Annotated in this window: 20 protein-coding genes and 1 pseudogene; 16 read left to right on the forward strand and 5 right to left on the reverse strand. The window is 49.1% G+C overall.

What is annotated here, in order from left to right:
• Positions 1-28: 28 nt before the first annotated feature.
• Positions 29-1,270 carry a dicarboxylate/amino acid:cation symporter gene (locus KE531_16345; GenBank protein MBR9955163.1) on the reverse strand — a complete coding sequence of 414 codons (1,242 nt, stop codon included), beginning with the start codon at positions 1,268-1,270 and terminating at the stop codon, positions 29-31.
• A gap of 32 nt (positions 1,271-1,302) precedes the next feature.
• Complete coding sequence (locus KE531_16350; protein ID MBR9955164.1) at positions 1,303-2,340, reverse strand: threonine aldolase; 1,038 nt, start codon at positions 2,338-2,340, stop codon at positions 1,303-1,305.
• 130 nt (positions 2,341-2,470) lie between these two features.
• Between KE531_16350 and KE531_16355 the strand changes: the two genes are divergently transcribed.
• Positions 2,471-3,430 carry a LysR family transcriptional regulator gene (locus KE531_16355; GenBank protein ID MBR9955165.1) on the forward strand — a complete coding sequence of 320 codons (960 nt, stop codon included), beginning with the start codon at positions 2,471-2,473 and terminating at the stop codon, positions 3,428-3,430.
• Positions 3,431-3,503: 73 nt separating this feature from the next.
• Here KE531_16355 and KE531_16360 read toward each other — a convergent pair whose 3' ends face one another.
• Positions 3,504-4,433, reverse strand: coding sequence for a carbamate kinase (locus tag KE531_16360; protein ID MBR9955166.1), 930 nt, complete (start codon positions 4,431-4,433; stop codon positions 3,504-3,506).
• A gap of 196 nt (positions 4,434-4,629) precedes the next feature.
• Between KE531_16360 and KE531_16365 the strand changes: the two genes are divergently transcribed.
• Complete coding sequence (locus KE531_16365) at positions 4,630-5,649, forward strand: glycosyltransferase family 2 protein (protein ID MBR9955167.1); 1,020 nt, start codon at positions 4,630-4,632, stop codon at positions 5,647-5,649.
• Between the two features lie 71 nt (positions 5,650-5,720).
• Here the strand turns inward: KE531_16365 and aroA are convergent, their stop codons facing one another.
• The gene (aroA, locus tag KE531_16370) at positions 5,721-7,001 is read right to left on the reverse strand and encodes a 3-phosphoshikimate 1-carboxyvinyltransferase (protein MBR9955168.1); all 1,281 of its coding nucleotides are present in this window, start codon (positions 6,999-7,001) and stop codon (positions 5,721-5,723) included.
• Between the two features lie 13 nt (positions 7,002-7,014).
• On the reverse strand, positions 7,015-8,109 hold the full coding sequence (locus KE531_16375; protein ID MBR9955169.1) for a prephenate dehydrogenase: 1,095 nt from the start codon (positions 8,107-8,109) through the stop codon (positions 7,015-7,017).
• A gap of 137 nt (positions 8,110-8,246) precedes the next feature.
• On the opposite strand from KE531_16375, the gene KE531_16380 reads away from it, so the two are divergent.
• The 14 genes and pseudogenes from KE531_16380 (at position 8,247) to KE531_16445 (ending at position 23,595) form a co-directional block, all read left to right on the forward strand.
• The gene (locus tag KE531_16380) at positions 8,247-8,828 is read left to right on the forward strand and encodes an adenine phosphoribosyltransferase (GenBank protein MBR9955170.1); all 582 of its coding nucleotides are present in this window, start codon (positions 8,247-8,249) and stop codon (positions 8,826-8,828) included.
• Between the two features lie 180 nt (positions 8,829-9,008).
• Positions 9,009-11,117, forward strand: coding sequence for an elongation factor G (locus KE531_16385; GenBank protein MBR9955171.1), 2,109 nt, complete (start codon positions 9,009-9,011; stop codon positions 11,115-11,117).
• Between the two features lie 29 nt (positions 11,118-11,146).
• Positions 11,147-11,404: a hypothetical protein gene (locus KE531_16390; protein ID MBR9955172.1), complete on the forward strand. Its 258-nt coding sequence runs from the start codon at positions 11,147-11,149 to the stop codon at positions 11,402-11,404.
• A 380-nt stretch (positions 11,405-11,784) separates the two neighbouring features.
• Entirely contained in the window at positions 11,785-12,501 is a 717-nt protein-coding gene (locus KE531_16395) for a protein tyrosine phosphatase (GenBank protein MBR9955173.1), read from the forward strand.
• Between the two features lie 21 nt (positions 12,502-12,522).
• Complete coding sequence (locus KE531_16400; protein MBR9955174.1) at positions 12,523-13,290, forward strand: polysaccharide export protein; 768 nt, start codon at positions 12,523-12,525, stop codon at positions 13,288-13,290.
• Positions 13,287-14,030, forward strand: a complete 744-nt coding sequence (locus KE531_16405) for a CpsD/CapB family tyrosine-protein kinase (protein MBR9955175.1) — start codon at positions 13,287-13,289, stop codon at positions 14,028-14,030. Before KE531_16400 ends, KE531_16405 begins: the two co-directional genes overlap by 4 nt.
• A complete protein-coding gene (locus tag KE531_16410) occupies positions 14,027-15,070 on the forward strand; it encodes an LCP family protein (protein MBR9955176.1) in 1,044 nt (347 codons plus the stop codon). Before KE531_16405 ends, KE531_16410 begins: the two co-directional genes overlap by 4 nt.
• 42 nt (positions 15,071-15,112) lie before the next feature.
• Positions 15,113-15,796 (forward strand): hypothetical protein, encoded by a 684-nt coding sequence (locus KE531_16415; GenBank protein ID MBR9955177.1) that lies wholly within the window; start codon positions 15,113-15,115, stop codon positions 15,794-15,796.
• Positions 15,797-15,908: 112 nt separating this feature from the next.
• Positions 15,909-17,363: a sugar transferase gene (locus KE531_16420; GenBank protein MBR9955178.1), complete on the forward strand. Its 1,455-nt coding sequence runs from the start codon at positions 15,909-15,911 to the stop codon at positions 17,361-17,363.
• Positions 17,364-17,743: 380 nt separating this feature from the next.
• The gene (locus KE531_16425) at positions 17,744-18,859 is read left to right on the forward strand and encodes a glycosyltransferase (protein MBR9955179.1); all 1,116 of its coding nucleotides are present in this window, start codon (positions 17,744-17,746) and stop codon (positions 18,857-18,859) included.
• Between the two features lie 64 nt (positions 18,860-18,923).
• Entirely contained in the window at positions 18,924-19,937 is a 1,014-nt protein-coding gene (locus KE531_16430; GenBank protein MBR9955180.1) for a glycosyltransferase family 8 protein, read from the forward strand.
• A gap of 13 nt (positions 19,938-19,950) precedes the next feature.
• Positions 19,951-21,141, forward strand: a complete 1,191-nt coding sequence (locus tag KE531_16435; GenBank protein ID MBR9955181.1) for a polysaccharide pyruvyl transferase family protein — start codon at positions 19,951-19,953, stop codon at positions 21,139-21,141.
• A gap of 29 nt (positions 21,142-21,170) precedes the next feature.
• Positions 21,171-22,355, forward strand: a pseudogene (locus KE531_16440) (Coenzyme F420 hydrogenase/dehydrogenase, beta subunit C-terminal domain).
• Between the two features lie 55 nt (positions 22,356-22,410).
• A complete protein-coding gene (locus tag KE531_16445; protein ID MBR9955182.1) occupies positions 22,411-23,595 on the forward strand; it encodes a Coenzyme F420 hydrogenase/dehydrogenase, beta subunit C-terminal domain in 1,185 nt (394 codons plus the stop codon).

A 23,595-nucleotide genomic window follows, 5' to 3' on the forward strand; every position in this document is an offset into this window, starting at 1 on the left:
GCTGATGATCCGTTTTTTGTATGGTGGGTTACTGTATCATTTCTGTTCCGAGCCGCTTCGCACGTTTTTCTTCCATCTTCGTAATGCAGACAGTACCCACCAGGTCTCCAAGACAGTTGCAGGTGGTGGTTCCCATATCAAAGAACCGGTAAAAGCCGGCCATGATTCCAACGATTTCCGATGGAAGCCCAAAGGTACCGACGATGGTCATCAGCTTGACAATTCCCCCACCCGGGATACCGCTTCCGGCAGAGGACAAAAGTGTTGCAACGAGGATGATTCGAAGCAGCGTCGGAAGATCGTACTGGATTCCGTTCATTTGTCCGATGAAGACGATTACACATGCGAAGGTCATGCTGAGACCGTCACAGTTCATATTTGCGCCCAAGGGAATGCAGAAGTTGGCAATGCTGTCCGGCACATGAAAAACTTCCTTTGCTGTTTTTAAACTGTTGGGAATGTTGGCGGTGCTGCTGCATGTGGCGATGGTGAATGTCCAGACCGGGGAGGCATCCTTTAAGAAGCGAAGGGGATTCATGCGGGCAAAAAGAAGCAGGCTTCCACCGTAAACAAAGAGAACCTGGAGAAGGAGTCCAAACCAGTAGGTTCCGAGAAGCTGAGCCATGGAGGTAAAGATGGTGACTCCGTATTTTCCAAAGGAATCAGCCATAAGAAAGACGACACCGATGGGAGCCAGGCCGATAATCATGCGGAGATATTCGCTGATGAGGCTGTTCATGCTTTCAAACCAGTGAAGGACAGTCTCTTTATGCTCCTGATTTTTCATACGCAGGATAGCGATGCCGATGAAAATGGCGATGACCATGGTTGGAAGAATATCGGCATCTGCGTAAGTCTTGAACATGTTGGAAGAGAATAGATTGGTGAAAAAGGATTCGGCTGTAAGGCCGCCGCCGGCTTCCACTTGTGAGGAGGACAGCCCAGCAGCGTTAAAGGACAGCCCAGGCTTGAATGCATAAGTCACGCCGAGGCCGATCAGGATGGCGATGACCGTCGTTATGACATAGTAAATCATGATCCGCAGGGCAATGCGGCCGAGAGTGCGGAGATCTTTCTGGCTTCCGATGGCAGTCACGACCATGCAGGTGACGAGAGGCACCAGGATCATTTTAATGCAGTTGAGCCAGATGTCGCCAATGAACTTAAAGCTGCACATGGTTTCCCCGAAAAGGATCCCGAGCAGGGCGCCGAGAACCATGGCGGCGAGATTTAAAAATGCGCTGTTTGGTTTTTTCCTGGATTTAGTCATAATTTCCTCCTGGTTTTCATCAGATAAGGCGTTTACAGGGTTTCATCATATTTTCGGATGGCAGCGGCCGCTTCCAGAGCCTGGCTGTCGGTAATGTTCCGGTAAAATACCATTCGTGCATGGGTTTCGCTGGATACGCTGAGCCAGACGCCGCGGGATTTCATCTCCTGAACAAACTGTTCTGCGGAAAGGCCGGCTGCTTCGAGATCAAGGATAATAATATTGCTTTGAATTCTGTCAGGAATCTGGATCTTTTTCAGGCCTTTTAATGCGTCCAGGGTAAGGCATGCCCGCCGGTGATCTTCACGCAGATCCTCTCTGTTGTGCATCAGGGCATATTGTCCGGCGGCAGCGAGAATTCCGGCCTGGCGCATATTTCCGCCCAGAAGCTTTCTGACGGCGGCCGCTCTGAGAATGAAGTCCTTCGATCCGACAAGCAGGGAGCCGACAGGGGCGCCGAGGCCTTTGGAGATACAAAACATCACGGAGTCAGCGTAAGAGCAGATGGTTTCCGCGGACAGGCCTGTGGCAGCTTCCGCGTTGAAAAGCCGGGCACCGTCCATGTGTATCGGAATCCCTGCCTCGTCGGCCAGAATCCGCAGCTCTTGTAAGACAGGAAGCGGGATGCATGTGCCGCCGGCCCAATTATGGGTATTTTCGATGCAGAGCAGCCTGGGATGTTCCGTTTTGAGAATTTGGCGGATTTCTTTCGTATCAGGATATCCTTCTTTTGTCAGGTGGTAGAAAAGGGGCCTTAGCTGGCCTAAGTCGGAAGAAAAGGCTGCCTTTTCTGTCCGGTACATGTGCTGCATGGTGTCTATGAGGACGAACTCTCCTGCATGGCAGTGGGTCAGAAGGGCCGCATGATTTCCCATGGTGCCGGAGGGGAAAAACAGGGCACGTTCCTTTCCAGTAACAGCAGCAGCCAAGTCCTCCAGGGCATTTACGCTTGGGTCCCCGCCCCGTCCGTCCTCATCGAGGCGTCCTGAGTCACCGAGCGGTGCAGTCAGGATTTTTGACAGCATGTCCGCATCCGGCATGGACAGCGTGTCGCTTCTTAAATCAATCATGTCATTTCTCCTTTCCCATTTGATAAATTATCTGTTTTCTATGTCTTTATTTAACGATATTCTTGCAATATAAGCAAATATAAATATAATAATATTTATATAGATAACGGTAAATAAAGAGGGGGATGCCATGTTTGCAAATATGGATTATGTGTATGCTGTTTACCAGGAAAAAAGCTTCAGCAGAGCGGCGGATAAGCTGTTCATTTCACAGCCTTCTTTGAGTATCACCATAAAGAGGGTTGAAGAGAAAATGGGTCTTCCGATTTTTAACAGGCGGACAAACCCGATTTCCCTGACGCCTTTTGGTGTGGAGTATATTCAGGCGGTGGAACAGATCCGGGCTATCGAAGAGCGGCTCCGGGATCTGGCAGAGGATCAGAAGTCTTTAAAAAGCGGGAGTCTGGCCGTTGGCGGGAGCAACTTCGGAATTTCTTATCTGGTACCCCGGGTTTTGGCGGATTTTAAGAAAAAGTATCCGTCGGTGGAGCTAAAAATCCTGGAAATGAATACGAGAAAGTCCAGGCATCTTCTGGATACGGGAGAGCTGGATCTTGTCATCACAAACCAGCCCTTTGACACGGCGAAATACGAACGGTTAAGCTGTTACAGGGAGCACCTGATTCTGGCGGTGCCGGAGAATTTTCCGGTAAAGGAACGTCTTAAGGGAAAACGGCTTTCGGCCGATGAGCTGGGCAGCGGGATTTTTTCCGTGGAAGAGAGCCGCTGTGTGTCTGTGGGGGATTTGGAAGGGATCCCGTTTATCTTATTAAAAGGGGATAATTATCTGAGGCGATGTACAGATATGATTTTTCAGGAGGCAGAAGCTGTTCCGAATGTGGTTTTGGAGACCGATCAGTCCTCGGTTTCCTATAATTTTTCCAGGATGGGAATTGGCGCCACGATTTTGAGCAACCGCCTGGCGGAAGATGCAGGGGTGGACAGCGGCCTGGTCTTTTATAAAATTGGAAGCCGTTTTGCTGTTCGAGACACATTCCTTTGCTATCGGAAAGGCGTCTATTTTACATATGCTATGAAAACTTTTACGGAAATGCTTTTAAAGGCAGGTCAGGAGAAGGCAGGCGTCTAATCAGGAACCGCAGAAAAACGAAAAACCATCCGGCAAATAAGCCGGATGGCAAAACGGTCTGTGGGCCTGTGGGTTACTGTATCGTCGTCCCGCCCTTCCCGGCCAGGCTCTCCCTGGCCTTTTCCATGGAAGTAATGATGGAGATCCGGCGTTTTCCGGCTTCGATGAAGTCGATGGCTGACTCCACTTTCGGCAGCATGGAACCGGTTTTGAAGTGGCCTTCGCCGGCGTAGCGTCTGGCGTCGGACACACTCATTTTGTCGATGAGGATTTCGTGGCTGGTGCCGAAGTTTAAGACGACGTTTCCAACGCTTGTTAAGAACATCAGCACATCGGCATCCAGCTCTTTGGCGAGGAGGCCTGCGGCCCTGTCTTTTTCCACGACGGCGCTGGCGCCCTTTAAGCGGCTCCCCTGTTCCATGACGGGGATTCCGCCGCCGCCTGCGGCGATGACGATCTGGTCGGCATCCATGAGTGCCTTCACGGCATCAATTTCCACGATGGCAACGGGCTTCGGAGCCGCCACGATCCGGCGGTAGCCGCCCTGTTCTTCGACGACAAAGTTTCCTTTTTCTTCCTCAGCCTTCGCCTCTTCTGCCGTCATGACACGCCCGATCTTTTTTAACGGGGTATAGGAGGCCTCGTCGTAGGGATCGACCGTGACCTGGGTGAGGATTGTGGAAACCGGCTTGTAGATGCCGCGCTTAATCAGAGCGGAGCGGATTTCGTTCTGAAGGTCGTAGCCGATGTAGCCCTGGCTCATGGCGGAGCAGACCGACATGGGGGCTGCCGTATAGCCTTCGTGTTCCACTGCAAATTCATTCATGGCCGTGTGAATCATGCCGAGCTGCGGTGTATTTCCATGGGTGATGGCGACCTGCCATCCGTCCTGAATCAAATCTGCGATCACCTTTGCGGTTTTGGCAACCGCTGCCTTCTGCTCCGGAAGGTTGGTGCCAAGAGCATCATGCCCAAGAGCCAAAACAATTCTTTTTTTCGCCATAAGGTATCCCTCTTTTCTCTGTAATTCCAGTCAAGTCCGGCCGCCCGGAGCTGGTTATGCCATAACTATACCATATTTTTGCATGACATTAAAGGAATTTTTTGCAATTATCGTACAAATATGCTATACTGGCTCTGCGGGGCCGCAGGCAGCATGGAAAGCGGCGCTGCGACTGACTGTAAGGAGGATTTTAGATTTGAAGCTGCTATCAATTGCAATCCCATGCTATAATTCGGCGGCGTATATGGAAAACTGCATCAACTCCCTTCTTCCCGGAGGAGATGAGGTAGAAATCCTGATTGTGGACGACGGTTCCGTAAAGGACAACACCGCAGAGATTGCAGACAGGTATGAGAAGGAGTATCCGGGAATCTGCCGGGCCATCCACCAGGAAAACGGCGGCCACGGCGAGGCTGTCAATGCGGGCCTCAGGAATGCGTCAGGCATCTTTTTTAAGGTGGTGGACAGCGATGACTGGGTCAACGGGCCGGCCTATGAGGCAGTTCTCAATACGCTGCGCCGTTTCGTCTATGGAAAAAGCACCCTGGATATGCTGATTACGAACTTCGTCTATGAAAAGCAGGGGGCGAAGCACAAGAAGGTCATGAACTACAATATGGCCCTGCCGAAAAATGAACTTTTTACCTGGGATGATGTGAAGGTTTTCATGGCAGGCCAGTATATTTTGATGCATTCGGTGATTTACCGGACTGAGCTTTTACGGGAATGCGGTCTGGAACTTCCGAAGCACACGTTTTATGTGGACAATATTTTTGTCTATGAGCCGCTTCCCCATGTGCGCTCCATGTATTATCTCGATGTGAATTTTTACCGGTATTTCATCGGCCGCTCCGATCAGTCGGTCAATGAGCAGGTGATGATCGGGCGGATCGACCAGCAGATCCGCGTAACGAAGCTGATGCTCGGATATTATGATGTGACGAAGCTCCAGAACAGGAAGCTGCGGCATTACATGATCCGGTACCTGGAGATTATGATGGTTGTGAGCTCGATTTTGGCGATCCGGTCTGAAACGGAAGAGAATCTGGAAAAGAAGAAGGAGCTGTGGGAGCATGTGAAGAAGACGAATCCCAGGCTGTATCTGAGGCTGCGGTTCGGCTTCCTTGGACAGGGCATGAACCTTCCTGGAAAGAGCGGCCGCACGATTTCCATTGCCGGCTATAAGATTGCACAGAAGTTTTTTGGATTTAACTAAAAAAGGCGGAGGCCCCGAAATGACGGGAGCCTCCGTTTTTTCAGCAGGACGTGCGCCGCCGCACATGCATGTTAATTATCCGCAAGCCGCTTAAGCTCCCGGTAGAAATTCGGATAGGAAATATCCACGCAGTCGGCGTCCAGGATTTCCGTCTCACCTTCCGCGGCCAGGGCAGCAGCAGCGAAGGTCATGGCGATGCGGTGATCCTTCCGGCTGTCGACGACGGCCCCGTGCAGGGGCTTTCCGCCGCGGATTATCATGCCGTCTTCGGTTTCCGTCACGTCGGCGCCCATGGCCGTTAAGTTCTTCACCATGATCTCGATCCGGTTGGATTCCTTGACCTTTAATTCGGCGGCGTCGCGGATGACGGTGGTGCCGTCGGCAAAGCAGGCCATCATGGCGACGGTGGGGAGCTCGTCGATCATGGCAGGGATCACGCTTCCCTCGATGACCGTGCCTTTTAAGGCACTGGAGCGGACAAGCAGGTCGGCCACCGGCTCGGCGGAGAAGTGATCCTCGTTTAACAGGGTAATATCGGCGCCCATGGCCCGGCAGACCGTAAGGAGTCCGGCGCGTGTGGGATTGATGCCGACGTTTTTAATGAGCACCTCGGAATTTGGCAGGATCAGGGCGGCAGCGAGGAAATAGACGGCCGAGGAGATGTCCCCGGGAACCTGGATTTTATTTCCCGTGAGCACTCTGGCCGGCTGTACCGTGACGGTTGTTCCTTCTGTTCGGACGTCGGCGCCGAAGAATTTTAACATCAGCTCCGTATGGTTCCTGGAAACCTGCGGTTCCGTGACGCTTGTGGGGCCGTCGGCGCAGAGGCCGGCAAGCAGGATACAGGATTTTACCTGGGCGGAGGCCACCTTCGACTTATAGTGGATCCCGTGAAGGGGACGTCCGTGAATCGCCAGAGGGGCGCAGCCGTTTCCGTTTATGCTTTTGATGTCGGCGCCCATGAGGGTGAGCGGTTCCATGATCCGGTTCATGGGGCGTTTCTGTATGGAAGCGTCGCCGGTGAGCACCGCAGAGAAGTCTCTGGGCGCCAGGATGCCGGACATGAGCCGCATGGTGGTGCCGCTGTTTCCGCAGTCTAAGATGCCTTCCGGCGCCGTAAGGCCGTAAAGGCCTTTTCCGTGTACGGTCACAATGCCGTTTTTCTTTTCGATGGGGATTCCCATGGCACGGAAACAGGAGATGGTCGAGAGGCAGTCCGCCCCCTCCAGGAAGTTATGGATCTCCGTTGTCCCGTCTGCGATGGAGCCGAACATGACGCCGCGGTGGGAAACGGATTTATCGCCGGGGACGGTCACTTCCCCGCGGATGTGGGATGCTGGTCTTAATTTCATGTGTGCCTCTTTTCTAATTTTTCAAAGTATAGTTGAATTTTTCAAGCAGGGTGATGGCCTGGTTCATGGCCTCATTGTCATAGAAGGTGATCCGCAGAGCGCCCTCGCCGTATTCCCTGCTGTGGTTGATGCCGATATTTTTGATGTTGATGCCCTTGGAGGCCAGGATGACGGCCAGGGTGGAGATGGAGCCGGGCTCGTCCACCACGTCCACCGAAAACGAAAAGTCCGGGGTCACGGGGCCGCGGCTGGTATCGGAGATGGAGTTCCGGTAGGCGCCGGATTCCTCAAAGAGCCTGTGGATGGCCGCGGAATCATGGCCGGCCAGTTCCTGATCGATTTTCTCCAGGGAGGCAATGTATTTTTTTAAAAGCACCCGGAGATTTTCCGTGTTCGTCATGCAGATCTGTTCCCACATGACGGGAGAGGAGGAGGCGATCCGGGTGAGATCCTTGAAGCCGCCTGCGGCCAGCCGTTTCATGGTGCCGTCGGCGCCGTCGTTGTCTTTCACGAGATTGACAAGGCTGGAGGCGATCAGGTGGGGCAGATGGCTGACGGCGGCCACGGAATAGTCATGGCGGCGGCAGTCCAACACCAGCGGGATGGCGCCGATGGCAGCGGCAATCTGTGTCATCCTGGCGATCTGCTCCCGCGTGGATTTTTCTGTGGGCGTGATGACATAGTAGGCGTTCTCTAACAGGTGGTCAGTGGAATTTTCATAGCCTGTTTTTTCAGAGCCGGCCATGGGATGACCGCCGATGAACACGTCTTCCATGCCCATGGACGATACGGCCGCATGGATGTCGGTTTTTGTGCTCCCCACGTCGGTAATCAGGGCGCCTGGTTTTAAGTACGGGCGGATTTGCTTTAAATAGGCGGCGTTGTATTCCACCGGCGTGCACAGAAAAATGATGTCGCAGGCAGAAAGGTGTTCGTCGATGCCGTCTAAGATCACGTCCACAATCCCGTCTTCGTTGGCCTTTCTGAGGGTTTCCTTTGTTCTCATGTAGGCCATGATTTTTATGGTTGGGTCGGAGCGTTTTAGGCCGCGGGCAATGGAGCCGCCGATGAGGCCGAGCCCGATAAATGCAATGGTTGTATCTCTCATAATCTGTCCCCTCCTTAAGCTATGGTAATTGTAAAACAGAGAGCGCCCCTTGTCAACATTGCCCTTTACACGGGGCGGCCGGACTGTTATACTAAAAAGACAATGATAATGCAAAGGATGAGAACGGTATGGAACAGATGAAATATTTTGATTTTGAGCTGTGCGGCGTGAAGCGGAAGCTTCCATATGTAAAGATCAAGGACAATCTGGCCCTTGCAAGCTTTGTCTGCCTTTCTGACACGGAGCTAATCCAGGCGGCAGCGCCGGAGCTTGTGAAGCGGCTTCCCGAGGTGGACATGCTCATGACGGCGGAGGCCAAGGGCATGTGCCTGACGTATGAAATGTCGAGGCTCATGGGCATGAAAGAATTTATCGTGGCGAGAAAGAGCCGGAAGCCGTACATGCAGGATCCTATTGAATGTACGGTTTATTCCATCACGACCCAGGCGAAGCAGACGTTATACTTAAACGGGCCGGATGCGGAAAAAATCCGCGGAAAACGTGTGGCATTGATCGACGATGTGATTGCGACCGGCGATTCCATCCGTGCCATCGAGGAGCTGGCGAAAAAAGCAGGCGCCCAGGTGGCGGCAAAGGCCGCAATTTTAGCGGAGCTTGAGACAGCAAAGCGGACGGACGTGATCTTTTTGAAGGAGCACTATGTGTTCCGGCCAAATGACGACGGGACGTTTACGCCGATCTACACGCTGGAGAACTAGCAGGTTTGAACGGATATGAATTGACTTGTGCAATTTGCACATTTTACTTGTAATTTTCAAATAAATTTGGTAGAATATCCTCATGATGAATGGATGAGGGCATTTCTCTCATAGATTTCCATTTGGCTTTCCGAAAACCTTGGAGAGCCGGCGACAAAATATTGCACGGGAGGAATTTATATGGACGTTTATGGAACCAAACAAATCCGAAATGTTGTACTCTTAGGCCACGGCGGCGCCGGAAAGACCACAGTCGCAGAGGCAATGGCTTATCTGACCGGCACGATTAAGCGGATGGGTAAGGTTGCTGACGGAAATACCATCAGCGATTATGATAAAGAAGAGATCAAGAGACAGTTTTCCATTTCCACCAGCATGGTGCCGATTGAATACGACGGAGCCGAGGGAAAGATCAAGATCAACCTTCTCGATACGCCAGGATACTTCGATTTTGTCGGCGAGGTGGAGGAAGCCATGAGCGTTGCAGACGCGGCCGTCATCGTCGTAAACTGCAAGGCCGGCATCGAAGTCGGAACAGAAAAGGCATGGGAGCTCTGTGAGGAGTACAAGCTGCCGAGAATCCTGTTTGTCACGAACATGGACGACGACCATGCGTCCTTCCGTGAGCTGATCTTAAAGCTTGAGAAGAAGTTCGGCCGCAAGATCGCGCCGTTCCAGGTGCCGATCCGTGAGAATGAGAAGTTTGTCGGTTTCGTAAATGCCGTTAAGATGGCCGGAAGAAGATTTACGTCTGAGGTCGGCGGCTATGAGGAATGCGAGATTCCGGAATACACGAAGAAGAACTTGGCGATTATCCGCGACGCGTTAATCGAGGCCGTTGCCGAGACGAGCGAGGAATATATGGAGCGGTATTTCTCCGGCGAGGAGTTTACCCAGGATGAGATTTACACGGCGATCCAGACCCATGTCTGCCAGGGAGACATTGTTCCCGTGTTCATGGGCTCCGGCATCAACTGCCAGGGCTTCGGCGCTCTTTTAAATGCCATTGACCGGTATTTCCCGTCGCCGGATGAGGCAGGCGAGTGCGTCGGCGTTGACGTTTCCAACGGCGAGCATTTCGTGGCGAAGTACAATGACAGCGTATCCCTGTCGGCGAAGGTGTTCAAGACCGTGGTGGATCCGTTCATTGGAAAATATTCCCTGATGAAGATCTGTACCGGTACCTTAAAGCCGGACAGCACTATTTATAATGTAAACAAGGATGCCGAGGAGAAGGTTTCCAAGATTTATCTTTTGAGAGGCAAGGATGTTATCGAGGTTCCGGAGCTGAAGGCCGGCGACATCGGCGCTGTTGCGAAGCTTTCCGTGACGCAAACCGGCGATACGATTGCGCTCCGCTCCGCCCCGATTGTTTACCACAAGCCGAAGGTTTCCACGCCGTACACCTATATGCGTTATGCGGCAAAGACCAAGGGCGATGAGGATAAGATTTCCAGCGCGCTTTCCAAGCTGATGGAAGAGGACCTGACGCTCCGCGCTGTCAACGATGTGGAGAACCGTCAGAGCTTACTGTACGGCATCGGCGACCAGCAGCTTGACGTGGTTGTCAGCAAGCTTCAGAGCCGTTATAAAGTAGATATTGAGTTAAGCAAACCGAAATTTGCGTTCCGTGAGACCATCAGAAAGAAAGTGGAGGCAGCGGGCAGATATAAGAAGCAGTCCGGCGGACACGGACAGTTCGGCGATGTCAAGATGGAGTTTGAACCGTCCGGCGACCTGGAGACACCGTATGTTTTCGAGGAGAGAGTATTCGGCGGCGCTGTTCCGAAGAACTACTTCCCGGCTGTGGAAAAGGGCGTACAGGAATGCTGCTTAAAGGGCCCGTTGGCCGCATACCCGGTTGTGGGCATCAAGGCGACGCTGGTGGACGGCTCCTACCATCCGGTAGATTCCTCGGAAATGGCGTTCAAGATGGCTGCAACGCTGGCCTTTAAGAAGGGCTTTATGGAGGCGAACCCGGTGCTCCTTGAGCCGATTGCTTCTTTAAAGGTAGTCGTTCCGGATAAGTTTACCGGCGACGTTATGGGCGACCTCAACAGAAGAAGAGGCCGCGTTCTCGGAATGAATTCGATCCATGGCGGAAAGCAGGAGATCATTGCGGATGTCCCGATGTCTGAGCTTTTCGGATACAACACAGATCTTCGCTCCATGACGGGCGGTATCGGCAATTACTCCTATGAGTTCAGCCGCTACGAGCAGGCTCCGGGAGATGTCCAGAAGAAGGAAGTGGAGGCGAGAGCTTCCAAGGTTGACCAGGCAGACGCATAAATTGGACTGGTTTATAGGATAAGGAATTGATGAGAAGAAGGTACATGGCTGTTGGCTGTGTGCCTTCTTTTTTTGATGGGATGGGAGAGGGAAAAGGGCGGAAAATGGGGAGTGGGATTATTTGGAAAATGAGGGGAAGTGTGCGAATAGATCCTATAATACGAATTATAGGAAGAACAACACCAAAAAATGGCATAAAACGGCGGACAAATAGATGGAAAAAACTTCAAGCAACGGGCAAAAACTTCAAAATAAGCTGGAAAATCAAGGTTTTTTCTTACCAGTAATTCGTATTATCCCACATAATTTTCCTTTTAAAACTTGACTTCTATCCGCTAAAATGATATAGTCTAAATGCATTTCATTACATAATTCGTATTAGACAATTTGTTGTGTAAAGTTTTGCAGACATAGACAGTCGGGTTGGCATGAGAGTTGTGGCATGAGGAAAATGGCTTTTGTGGAGACCACCATAATGGCGGGAAGACATCTGTGAGGGTATGCGTAGGACGGAAAGAAGGCAGGCTTTGTCTGCCGGGAAGATCATTTCACAAAAGCCGGGGCCCCTTTGGTAAAAACCAGAAGGGCTTTCGGCCTTTTCTTTTGAGCGGCTTTTGCGTCCCGGAGGGGCCATCTGACGTCAGAATAACAGCTTAGGGTGACATGAATGGAATGGAAGTATCCAATTATTGACGTACACGGCCACATTATTCCCGGAGTGGATGACGGTTCCCGAACCATGGAGGAATCCGTAGAGATGCTGGAACTGGCCGCTTCCCAGGGAATTACGGCGGCGTTTGCGACGCCGCACTGTCCGAGGCATGGCAGGCCGCCCGAAACCAACAAAAAGCGGGAGGAGTTAGAACGCCTGATTTCCCAGAAGATTGGTGAATTTCCCATTTATTCAGGACATGAGACGTTTTATCATGAAGGGCTTCTGGAACAGCTTCGCAAAGGAGATGCACGGACACTTGCCGGCAGCAAATATGTGCTGGTGGAGTTCCGGCCGGATACGCCGTACACGACTTTGTTCCGCGGCCTGCGGTCATTGAGCAATGCCGGATATGTGCCGGTATTGGCCCACATGGAGCGGTACGGATGTTTAAGGAAGGAACAGAATCTGACGGACCTTCTGGGAAGCGGATGCTGGCTTCAGATGAATTACGACAGCATCCAGGGAAGTTTCTTTAACTCTGAGGTGCGCTGGTGCAGGAAGCAGATCCAAAAAGGACGGATCCGCCTGATGGGGACGGATATGCACCGGCTGAATTTCAGGCCGCCGGATATTAAGAGGGCTTTGGAATGGCTGGACGGCCATGTGGAGCCGGAACAGCTTCAGAAGCTGCTGTACGGCAATCCGATGCGGATCGTGGAAAACAAATAATAAAGGTTAGGAAAGGTACATATGGAAACCACAAAGACGACATACCAGGATGACGAGTTTGAGATTGATTTGTTGGAGGTCCTGCGGGCCTTAAAAAAGAGAATATGGCTGATCCTTTTGGCGGCTGTGCTTGGCGGCGGCATTTTCGGCGCATTCAGCAAGTTTGTGCTTGTGCCCCAGTATCAGTCGACAGCCATGCTGTACGTGCTGTCGAAGGAGACGACGCTGACGTCGCTGGCAGACCTTCAGATCGGAAGCCAGCTTACGAAGGACTATCAGGTTATCGTTACGAGCCGGCCGGTTTTGGAGGATGTGATTTCGGCTCTTGGCATTGACATGAAATATGAGGACTTTAAGGAGAAGCTCACCATCGGAAACCCGGCGGATACGCGAATCCTTTCGATTACGGCAGAGGATCCTGATCCGTATCTTGCAAAGCAGATTGTGGATCAGGTGGCTGATACGGCATCGGAATATATCGGGGACATCATGGAGATGATTCCGCCGAAGATGATTGAGGAAGGTGCGGTGCCGACTCAGAAGTCGAGCCCGAGCAATACGAGAAATGCCCTGATCGGAGCGTTCCTTGGAGTATTCCTTGTATGCGGCATGGCAGTTCTTGAGATTATTCTGAACGATACCATTGAGAATGAAGAGGATGTAGCCAAGTATCTTGGACTTTCTGTCCTTGCTTCGATTCCGGAGTGGAAGGAAATCCGTCCGGAGGATATTGACGACGATGACCTGTCGCCGCGTTCCAGAAAGAAGAAGAGGAGAATGAGCAAATGAACCACCCGGTTGTAGAGCTAAAGAGTCTGGACAGGGATGATTATGACTTCAATGAGGCGATCAATACCCTGCGGACAAATGTGCAGTTTTGCGGAAGCAATATCAAGAGAATCATGATTACAAGTTCCCTTCCGGATGAGGGGAAGAGCGGCGTTTCTTTTTCGCTTGCTCACTCCCTGGCACAGATTGGGAAGAAAGTGCTTTTGATTGATGCGGATATCAGGAAATCGGTTCTGGTGACGAGGCATCAGCTTACAAGGGAGGTCAACGGGCTTTCCCAGTATCTGAGCGGCCAGAAGATGCGGGAGGAAATTGTTTACGATGTTGCCGGCATAGAAAACTTCAGCATTGTGTTTGCCGGCCCGTATTCGCCGAATCCTGCGGAACTTTTGGAAGAAGATCTGTTTGCCGGGCTTTTGGATGCCATGAGCGAGCAGTATGACTATATTATTGTGGACACACCGCCGATGGCAAACCTGATTGACGGGGCCATCGTGGCGCAGCACTGCGACGGCGCGATCATGGTAATTGAAAGCGGTTCCATCAGCTACCGTCTGGAGCAGAAGGTCAAGGAACAGCTTGAAATGTCCGGCTGCCGGATTTTGGGCGCTGTGCTCAACAAGGTGGATCTTTCCAGCCAGGGATATTATGGCCGGTACGGAAAGTATGGAAAATACGGAAAGTATAAGAAGTATGAACCGTACAAGAAATACGGCCCGCAGGAGACGGAACAGTCATGAGCCGGCAGGGCGGACGGAAAACGCTGATACGCCGCATTGAGATCGGTGCTGCGGCTGTGCTGGGGGCTGCGGTTGTCCTTTACGGCGTTCACCTCTACCGCGAAAACAAGGCAGTGGAGGCGCAGCTTGCTGCCAGGGAGGCCGTTTCGGAAGGACAGGAAAGGCTTCCGGCTTTTGGAAGCGATACCCTGGAATTTAATGGAAAGACGTATAAGCGGAATTCTTATGTTAAGGCAATCCTGTGCATGGGTGTGGACCGGACCGGTTCCATGCAGGAGGCTACCACAAGCGGGTTTGGCGGACAGTCTGACGGCCTGTTCCTTGTGGCTCAGGATACGGCCAGGAATGCCCTTAAAATTTTGATGATCCCGAGAGACACCATGACGGAGATTACGCTGACAGATCTCAGCGGAAATGTACTGGGCAAGGATGTCCAGCATTTGACTTTGGCTTATGCTTACGGCGATGGCAAGGAAAAGAGCTGCGAGTATATGCAGGAGGCTGTCTCCGACCTCATGGGCGGTTTGAAAATCGACTATTATATGGCGGTCGATACGGATGTGATCTCCATCCTGAATGATGCCGTCGGCGGCGTCACAGTGACGGTTCCGACTGAGGGCATGGAAAAGAAAAATCCCAAATTTATTTATGGAAGTACCATTACGCTCCACGGAAAAGAAGCGGAGCAGTTTGTCAGATACCGTGACATTGAGAAGTCCCATTCCGCACTATACCGGATGGATCAGCAGACGGAATATATGGAACAGTTTTTCGCGGCGGCACAGCAGCAGGCCAAAACGAACAGCAATCTCGTCGCGGATATGTTTTCGTCCATTGAGGAGTACATGATCACGGATATGGGCCGTGACTTGTATCTTAAGATGGGAATGGATGCGCTGGAGTCCGGCGGGCTTTCCGGCGACAGTTTTTACACGGTGCCGGGGCAGGGCGTTACGACTGCCCGGTATGATGAGTTCTATCCGGATTTTGATGGACTCACAAATATTATTCTCGAATTGTTCTATCGGGAAACATCCTGATAGTTTCAATTAAAAATTTTATAAGAATGGAGAGTGGATCCCATGAGGAAAAAGTATCTGGCAATCACATTGCTGGCCTCCGCTCTTGCAGTACAGAGCATTGTACCTGCACTTGCAAGCAGCAGCTCGTCTTCTGACGACAATGAGCCGGCATACGATGTGACCGTCTATGACCCGAATGCTTCCACCACAGTTACTGTGGGTGAGAACGGCGTCAAGACGACAGGCGTTGGAACCAGCACATCTGCAAATGGTTCCAGCATCGCAGTTGTTGTTGAGACAACGACACCGTCCGGTACACCGATCACGGTGAACGAGAACGGCGAAGCTGTTATCGGCAACAAGATCGTTGGCTTTGCAGGCGGCAGCGCTGCTACGGCAGGCCTTCCGACAGCTGTTGTTGACACGATCAACGCAATCAACTCCGGCAGAACCTTAAGCGAGGTTGTTACTGGTGTTGATGTGAGCGGCTACAACGCTCTGACTGGTACGCATGCGGTTGTTACCAAGAACGCAGCTACCGGTGCTGTTGAGGATACGGCAACAGAGGTTGTTCTGTACGTTCCGAACCTGGTAGACGGTCTTGGAAACGTATCGATCCTGTACTACAACAATGCTACTGGTACGTGGATGGTAATCCCGGCAACACAGATTGACCCGGTTACGAAGCTGGTTTACGCTACGGTACCTGGTTCCGGTACATTATCTGTTGTTTACAAGAACTAATTTCTTGGTTTCGGGGACCAGGAGTGAAGAACTTCTGGTCCTCCTTTACAGAAGGCATCCGAGCAGGCGGCAGCCTGGGGAGAGTACTGAGGGGAAAAGTTGGTGAAAAGGGATGTATCGAAAGAGTACGAAGGACTGGTTTAAGCACCTTGATTTCATGATTGTTGATCTGGTGTGCCTTCAGGCTGCGTTCCTTTTGTCTTATTGGTTCAGGCATGGGGTTCACAATGCCTACGGCACGACAATTTACAGGAATATGGCGCTGGTGATTACGTTTATTGATGCGGTAGTCATGGCGTTTTCCGGTACACTCAAAAATGTTTTGAAGCGGGGATACTGGAGAGAGTTCTGCATTACGGTAAGGCATGTGTGCCTCGTGGTGCTTCTGGCTGTTTTTTATCTGTTTTTGACGCAGGAGGGCAGCGGCTATTCCAGAATTTCTCTGGTTTCCATGGGAATTCTCTACGGGGTTCTGGATTACCTTGGAAGGTGTTTGTGGAAATGGCACCTGAAACGGAGCAGGCAGGCTTCTGCCGGCAGCCGGTCCCTTTTGATTGTCACGACCAGTGACCGGCTTGAGGACATTGTGAAGAGTATTACGGAACATAACTATGAACGGTTCCGAATTGCAGGGGCGGCTGTCATTGACAGGGATCTGGCAGGGCAGACGGTCTGCGGGATTCCGGTTGTGGCCGGAAAAGAGGATGTAGTCGGCTATGTCAGCAGGGAGTGGATCGACGAGATTTTTCTTGACCTGCCGTATGAGATGATGCTGGCCGAAGAACTGGATGCAAAGTTTGCAGAGATGGGCGTAGTAGTCCATATGAAAATTGTGAATACCATGGAGCTTTCCGAACGGAAGCGCTTTGTGGAGAAAATTGGAAATTATACAGTGCTGACGACGAGCATTAACTATGCCACCGCAGGGCAGCTCTTTTTAAAGAGGGCGCTGGACATTGCAGGCGGGCTGGTTGGATGCCTGATTACGGGAATTTTGTTCCTGTTCCTGGCGCCGGCGATCTATATAAAGTCTCCCGGCCCGATCTTTTTTTCGCAGGTGCGGGTTGGAAAGAATGGAAGAAAGTTCCGGATTTACAAGTTCCGCAGCATGTATATGGATGCGGAGGAGAGAAAGAAGGAGCTGATGGCCCAGAACCGCGTCAAGGACGGCATGATGTTCAAGCTGGACTGGGATCCCAGGATCATCGGAAGCAAAAAGCTTCCGGATGGAACGGTGAAAAAGGGCATCGGAAATTATATCCGGGACTGGAGCCTGGACGAGTTCCCGCAGTTTTTCAATGTCTTAAAGGGCGACATGAGCCTGGTGGGCACCAGGCCGCCGACTGTGGATGAATGGGAGAAGTATGAGCTTCACCACCGCGCACGGCTTGCTATTAAACCTGGGGTTACCGGTATGTGGCAGGTGAGCGGGAGAAGCAATATTACGGATTTTGATGAGGTTGTGCGGCTCGATACGGAGTATATAAAGAAGTGGAGTGTCAGGCTGGATATTAAGATTTTGCTTCGGACGGTTCTTGTTGTTGTGAGAGGGGACGGGGCGATGTGATGGGATTTGTTGAGGAAAGAGCGCAGGCTTGCGGAAGTGGTGTTTGAGATGGTAGGGGGGAGAGATAGTGAGGGGATGGTGGGAGTGGAAAGAATGAGAGACTGAATAGTCGATAATGGTTGTCCTAAATGGAATAGTTGATGTTATGGCGGTGAGAATGAACATTTTTGAAGTTGATTAAGATTAGATTGTTTCTGGAACATGGATTTTGGATAGAGACAAGTGGTATCTGATATGAGCTGTAACAGATACAAAAAACAATAGAAAATGATGTGCTGTGGAGACCACGAAGTTGTAATTTGCTTGGAGAGCTTAGATAGCTTCAATGATTCGGAGAATAGTTGAGGTATAGAAAATTTTTCGGGAGAGGGAAGTTGCACATGGTGGAAAAGAGAAAGAAAATTTTATTTATAGTCGAAGCCATGGGAGGCGGTGTGTTCACATACATTGTGGATTTGGCGAATGAACTGGTTAATATTTACGATATGTATATTGCTTATGCGGTACGTCGCCAGACACCGGAAAACTACAGAGATTACTTTGATGGTAAAGTAAAGCTGATTGAAGTTAAAAATTTCGGGCGTTCTATCAATCCTATTAAAGATTTAAAGGCTTTCTTTGAAATTAGAAAAATAGCTGAACAAGTGCAGCCTGATATTATACATCTTCACAGCAGTAAGGCTGGAGCATTGGGAAGATTTGCTTTTAATGGAAAAACAGGTCTTCTGTTTTACACACCTCATGGCTACAGCTTTTTAATGAAAAACCATAGCGTTTTGAAAAGGCTGATATATCGAACTGTGGAAACTGTGTGCGGAAAACGCAATTGCACGACCATCAGCTGCAGTGAAGGCGAGCATCAGGAAACTTTGAAACTTACCAAGGATGCTGTTTATGTGAGTAATGGTATCAATATCAATGATTTGCAGAAAATGATGGATTCAGTAGGTGAGGTAGAAAAACATCCTTTTACAGTGTTCACCTTGGGGCGTATTTGCTATCAAAAGAATCCGAAAATGTTTAATGAGATTGCTATGGCTTTACCAGATGTAAAGTTTATGTGGATTGGAGATGGGGAACTTAGAGATGTGTTAACAGCCCCTAATATAGAAATTACAGGTTGGGCAAAACGGGAACTTGCCCTTCATCATTCTATAAATGGGGATGTTTTTTTGCTTACGAGTCTTTGGGAGGGGCTTCCTATCAGTTTGCTTGAGGCAATGTATATGAAGAAACTTTGTGTTGTTTCAGATGTTATCGGAAATCGAAATGTCATACATAATGATTTTAATGGTTATGTTTGCTGCAATGTAGATGAGTTTGTCAAAATTATTAAATCAGTGCAAGGCAAAGATGTATCAGGATTAACTGAAAGAGCATACAGCGATATTTTGACTCAGTATAACACGGGTGTCATGGCTGATAAATACAGTGAGATATATATGAATAAAATAACTGTCCGAAATTCTCGGGGGGGGGGGCACAGCATGAAGTAGTATTTCATGCTGTATGTTTTGACGCTGTTGCCGATGTCCGCTCTTTTAGAGAGGCGGTGGCGGCATGATAAAGCACAATCCATCTGTCGCCTCTATTGTGTATGCCGCTGACGATAAATTCGCAGAGATTCTTGGAGTATCGCTGGTTTCTCTTTATGAGAGCAGTAAAGACATGGATGATATTATCGTTTATATCTTAGATTCAGGAATCACGGATGCGAACAAGCAGAAACTGCTGTCCGTATGTAAGTTCTATAAGCGGAGTGATGCTGTTTTCATTCCGGGAAAGAATATCAGCGAGAAGCTGTCCATGAATGTAGCAGTAGACAGAGGAAGCCTGAGTCAGTATGCTAGATTATTTGTATCCTCTGATCTACCACAAGAATTAAGTCGTGTTCTATATCTGGATTGCGATATCGTGATTAAGAAGTCCATTAGAGAACTGTGGAATCTTGATTTACAGGGTAAAATTATTGGTGCTCTTATGGATGCGTTCAGCAGATATTATCGAAAGAACATCGACTTGGAACCTAACGATATCATGTTCAACTCTGGTGTTATGTTGATTGACTTGGAAAAATGGAGGCGAGATGATATTGAAGATAAATTGCTGAAATTCATAGTGGCTAAAATCGGTAGGATTCAACAGGGAGACCAAGGAGCGTTAAATGCGATTTTAAGTCATGATACTTATTGCTTTGAACCGAGATTCAATTCTGTAACTATCTTCTATGACTTTACATATAAGGAGATGCTGATATATCGGAAGCCTCCTAAGTTTTACACGGAAGAGGAAGTACATGAGGCGGTAGAAAATCCGGCAATCATTCATTTCACAACCAGTTTTTTGAGTAAAAGGCCTTGGATGAAAGGCTGTAAACACCGGTATGCTGATGAATGGATGAAATATAAGAAGATGAGTCCTTGGAAGGATGAACCGTTGAGGGAAGACAATCGGCCACAGTGGAAACAAATTGGCGTAAAAGTCCTCATAAGAATGCCGAGAAAGACAGCTGTGAGAATTGCTGCATTAATGCAAGTCTATGGCAGACCGATAATAAATACGCTTAAAAGATAGGAGATTTTATAACATGGGAAAAGTGGCAATCATATCGTGTTATTTTCAACATAATTATGGCAGTATGCTCCAGGCATACGCCACGCAGATGGCATTAGACAAGATGGGGTATGAAAATGAGACGATAGATATATCCGGTTTTAACCATGAAATTAGGAAGGCGAAAATGAAATACTTTGCAAAGGCGAGCCTAACTTCGGACATTCTGCTTTCAAAAATGGGAATGGCAATGAACGTATTACGCAGGAAAATATCCAAGGATGGCTATGGTGCATTGGCAAGGCAGCGAAATGAAAAGTTCGATGCATTTGCAAAGAACCATTTTAGACTTTCGTCAATATATCACTCAAAGACAGAACTTGGACAGAAGTGTGAAGAGAACTATTCTGCTGTCTTGGTGGGGAGCGACCAGCTTTGGCTACCCGGAAATATTGCGGCCGATTATTACACATTGAATTTTGTGCCGGAGTCTGTTAATAAGATTGCCTATTCCACAAGTTTCGGTCAGTCAGAGTTGCCGAAAGGCTCCGCAGCAAAGGCCAGTGTATTCTTAAAAAAAATCAGACATATTGGCGTGCGTGAGGAATCCGGCCAGGAATTAGTGAAACAGTTGGCTGACAGGGATGTTCCTGTTGTATGCGATCCCACGTTACTTTTTACAGGTGAGGAGTGGATGACGGTTCAACAAGAGAAGCCACTTATTGATGGAAAGTATATTTTCTGCTACTTCCTTGGCAATAACCCGCCGCATAGGGAGTTTGCAAAGAGACTAAGGGAAAAGACGGGATGCAAAATTATTGCACTGACACATTTAGATGAGTATGTTAAGAGTGATGAAAGCTATGCCGATGAGACACCTTATGATATTGATCCAGCAGATTTTCTAAACCTGATCCGCAACGCCGAGTATGTGTGTACGGATTCATTTCATTGTTCGGTATTCTCTATACTTTATAAGCGCCCGTTTTTCACATTTCGGCGTTATACTAGGAAAACACGGCAGTCAACCAACAGTCGTCTAGATACACTATTTCATATGGTTGGTATCAGCGGACGAATGATGCAGGGCGATGAAAATATAGAGGATTGTTTAAAGATTAAAACGGATTTTGATGTAGCACATAAGAGGCTTGAAATTATGAGAGCAAAATCCTATGCCTATTTAGAGGCAGCACTAAAAGACGAAGGGAGTACAGATTTGTGATAGATATTTCATTAGATACAGGATTTGCAGAAAAACAGAATTGTTGTGGCTGTACTGCATGTGCGGCTGTATGTCCTAAAAACTGCATTGAAATGCAGGAGGATGCAGAAGGGTTTCTGTATCCTTTTATAAATAAAAAGTCCTGTATTGACTGCCATGCCTGCGAAAGAATATGCCCAGTATTGAATTCAAAAGAAGAAGTGCCGGTTAAGCAGACAGGATATATCGTACAAAATAAAGATGAAACTGTACTTCGTGAAAGCACGGCCGGTGGCGCATTTACCGCCATTGCAAAGTATGTAATAAACAGAGATGGCGTGGCTTTTGGCGTAGAAATGTCAAGAGACCTTGTTGTTCATCATGTTTATATAGAAAACGAATCAGAGTTATCCCGATTCCGCAATAGTAAATATGTCCAAAGTTGTGTGGGGGGGACACTCCGACAAGTTAAATCCTTTTTAGACCAGGGAAGAACCGTATGCTTCAGCGGAACGCCTTGTCAAATAGAAGGATTAAAAAATTATCTCATAAAGGATTATGAGAATCTGATCACAGTGGATGTTGTCTGTAGGGCGGTTCCTTCACCTTTGATATTCAGAAAATATGTAGAGTATCAGCAGAAAAAACTCGCAGATAAAATCCAAACGGTGCGTTTCCGCGATAAGCATTACGGATACAAGTATTCAACAATGAATGTCGTAACAGGCAGAAATTATGGAAATTACTATAAAGGTGTTGAATCTGATCCGTGGCTTCGTGCGTATTTTTCAAATATTTGTGACAGGCCATCCTGCCACAGCTGCCGATTCAGAAAGCAGTATCGCGTGAGTGATTTCACGATATGGGACTGTTTCCATGTGGGACGGTTTTCAAAGGAACTGGATAACGACAAAGGTGCGACCAGAGTGCTTGTCCACACTGAAAAAGCAAAGAGGATTTTTGATGAAATAAAATCCGACTTTATTTATGTCGAGACAGGCCCGGAAGCAATCATTGACGGCGCAAAGGAAATACAGGAGTCGGTAGCCCCGAATGAAAAGAGAGCTGTGTTTTTTCAAGATGCGGCTCAAATGGACGGGGTACAGTTGTTTGAGAAATACTTCCCGGAGACGTTCCGCGTGAAAATGGAGCATTTTGTGCGTATGACTTGCTATCAGCTGGGGATATATGCAGTGGCCAAAAAGCTGTATGTAAGGATGACGCACAAATATTGATGCCTTTCTGAAGCCATTTCCTTTTCTGTCATGCTTGTGACGGAAAGGAAAACGGATGATTCAGATAGAAGATAAAAAGGATTGTTGTGGATGCACCGCTTGTGCGGCGGTCTGTCCGAAACAGTGCATTGAAATGGAGTCTGATAACGAAGGCTTTTGCTATCCAAGGGTTGATACAGCAAAATGTATTTACTGCGGTGCTTGTGAACGAGTATGTCCAATCAGAAACCAGAGGAAAGAAGTACACGTACCACAAAAAGCCTACCTTGTGCAACACAAAGACAAACAGGTTCGTATAGATAGTTCGGCAGGTGGTGCATTTACCGCAATCGCAACCTATGTGTTGGCAAAAGGCGGAGCGGTCTTTGGTGCAGCGTATGATGAAAATTTTCAAGTGAGGCATACCTATGTAGAAAATACAGATGAATTGCGGAAGTTCCGAAACAGCAAATATGTACAAAGCGATATGGGAGACTGTTTCCGACAGGTGCGGGATTTTCTGAGATCAGGCCGCTGGGTTTGCTTCAGCGGAACACCTTGTCAGATAGAGGGATTGAGTCGCTTCTTAGGCAGGCTGTATGAAAATCTGGTGCTGGTCGATGTAGTATGCCACGGAATACCGTCTCCGCTTGTGTGGAATAAATATCTGGAATATCAGAAAGTGAGCGAAGATAAGCCAGATAATATCCGCTTCCGCGATAAATTTTATGGCTACAAGTATTCGACGATGAGCCTGATAAAAGGCGGAAAGAATGTGTATCATGCAGGCTCCCAGCTTGACCCGATGCTGCGGGCATTTTTCAATGATATTTGCGACCGTCCGTCCTGCTATGATTGTCCTTTCAAGAAGCAATATCGTGCCAGCGATATGACGATTTGGGATTGTTTCTCTGTCTATGACTTCGACAAAACGATGGACGACGATAAAGGCACCACACGGGTGCTGTGCCACACCGAGAAAGCAGCGGAAATCATGCAGGACTTGGGAAGTATTGCGAGATGCAAAGAGGTCGAGCCGGACAAGCTGGTAAGCGGAGTAAAAGAGATGTTTGGGTCTGTTCCGATCAATCCGAAGCGGGAGAAGTTTTTTGAAGACGCGAGAAGATTATCGGGGGCAGAATTGTTTGAAAAATATTACCCGATCACAACAAAACTGAAAACTGCTGCCCGTAAAGTGCTGCTGACAATGGGAGCCTACGGCGCAGCGAAAAAATGCTTGAATAAATTGCGAGGAAGATAA

It is taken from the genome of Eubacteriaceae bacterium Marseille-Q4139 (genome assembly GCA_018223415.1).
Taxonomy (GTDB): Bacteria; Bacillota; Clostridia; order Lachnospirales; family Lachnospiraceae; genus CABSIM01.

Excerpts from the sequence above, each read along its gene's own strand:
- KE531_16345 (MBR9955163.1), bottom strand. The coding sequence starts at position 1,270 with ATGACTAAATCCAGGAAAAAACCAAACAGCGCATTTTTAAATCTCGCC.
- KE531_16350 (MBR9955164.1), bottom strand. The coding sequence starts at position 2,340 with ATGATTGATTTAAGAAGCGACACGCTGTCCATGCCGGATGCGGACATG.
- KE531_16355 (MBR9955165.1), top strand. The coding sequence starts at position 2,471 with ATGTTTGCAAATATGGATTATGTGTATGCTGTTTACCAGGAAAAAAGC.
- KE531_16360 (MBR9955166.1), bottom strand. The coding sequence starts at position 4,433 with ATGGCGAAAAAAAGAATTGTTTTGGCTCTTGGGCATGATGCTCTTGGC.
- aroA (MBR9955168.1), bottom strand. The coding sequence starts at position 7,001 with ATGAAATTAAGACCAGCATCCCACATCCGCGGGGAAGTGACCGTCCCC.
- KE531_16375 (MBR9955169.1), bottom strand. The coding sequence starts at position 8,109 with ATGAGAGATACAACCATTGCATTTATCGGGCTCGGCCTCATCGGCGGC.
- KE531_16380 (MBR9955170.1), top strand. The coding sequence starts at position 8,247 with ATGAAATATTTTGATTTTGAGCTGTGCGGCGTGAAGCGGAAGCTTCCA.
- KE531_16385 (MBR9955171.1), top strand. The coding sequence starts at position 9,009 with ATGGACGTTTATGGAACCAAACAAATCCGAAATGTTGTACTCTTAGGC.
- KE531_16390 (MBR9955172.1), top strand. The coding sequence starts at position 11,147 with ATGAGAAGAAGGTACATGGCTGTTGGCTGTGTGCCTTCTTTTTTTGAT.
- KE531_16395 (MBR9955173.1), top strand. The coding sequence starts at position 11,785 with ATGGAATGGAAGTATCCAATTATTGACGTACACGGCCACATTATTCCC.
- KE531_16400 (MBR9955174.1), top strand. The coding sequence starts at position 12,523 with ATGGAAACCACAAAGACGACATACCAGGATGACGAGTTTGAGATTGAT.
- KE531_16405 (MBR9955175.1), top strand. The coding sequence starts at position 13,287 with ATGAACCACCCGGTTGTAGAGCTAAAGAGTCTGGACAGGGATGATTAT.
- KE531_16410 (MBR9955176.1), top strand. The coding sequence starts at position 14,027 with ATGAGCCGGCAGGGCGGACGGAAAACGCTGATACGCCGCATTGAGATC.
- KE531_16415 (MBR9955177.1), top strand. The coding sequence starts at position 15,113 with ATGAGGAAAAAGTATCTGGCAATCACATTGCTGGCCTCCGCTCTTGCA.
- KE531_16420 (MBR9955178.1), top strand. The coding sequence starts at position 15,909 with ATGTATCGAAAGAGTACGAAGGACTGGTTTAAGCACCTTGATTTCATG.
- KE531_16425 (MBR9955179.1), top strand. The coding sequence starts at position 17,744 with ATGGTGGAAAAGAGAAAGAAAATTTTATTTATAGTCGAAGCCATGGGA.
- KE531_16430 (MBR9955180.1), top strand. The coding sequence starts at position 18,924 with ATGATAAAGCACAATCCATCTGTCGCCTCTATTGTGTATGCCGCTGAC.
- KE531_16435 (MBR9955181.1), top strand. The coding sequence starts at position 19,951 with ATGGGAAAAGTGGCAATCATATCGTGTTATTTTCAACATAATTATGGC.
- KE531_16445 (MBR9955182.1), top strand. The coding sequence starts at position 22,411 with ATGATTCAGATAGAAGATAAAAAGGATTGTTGTGGATGCACCGCTTGT.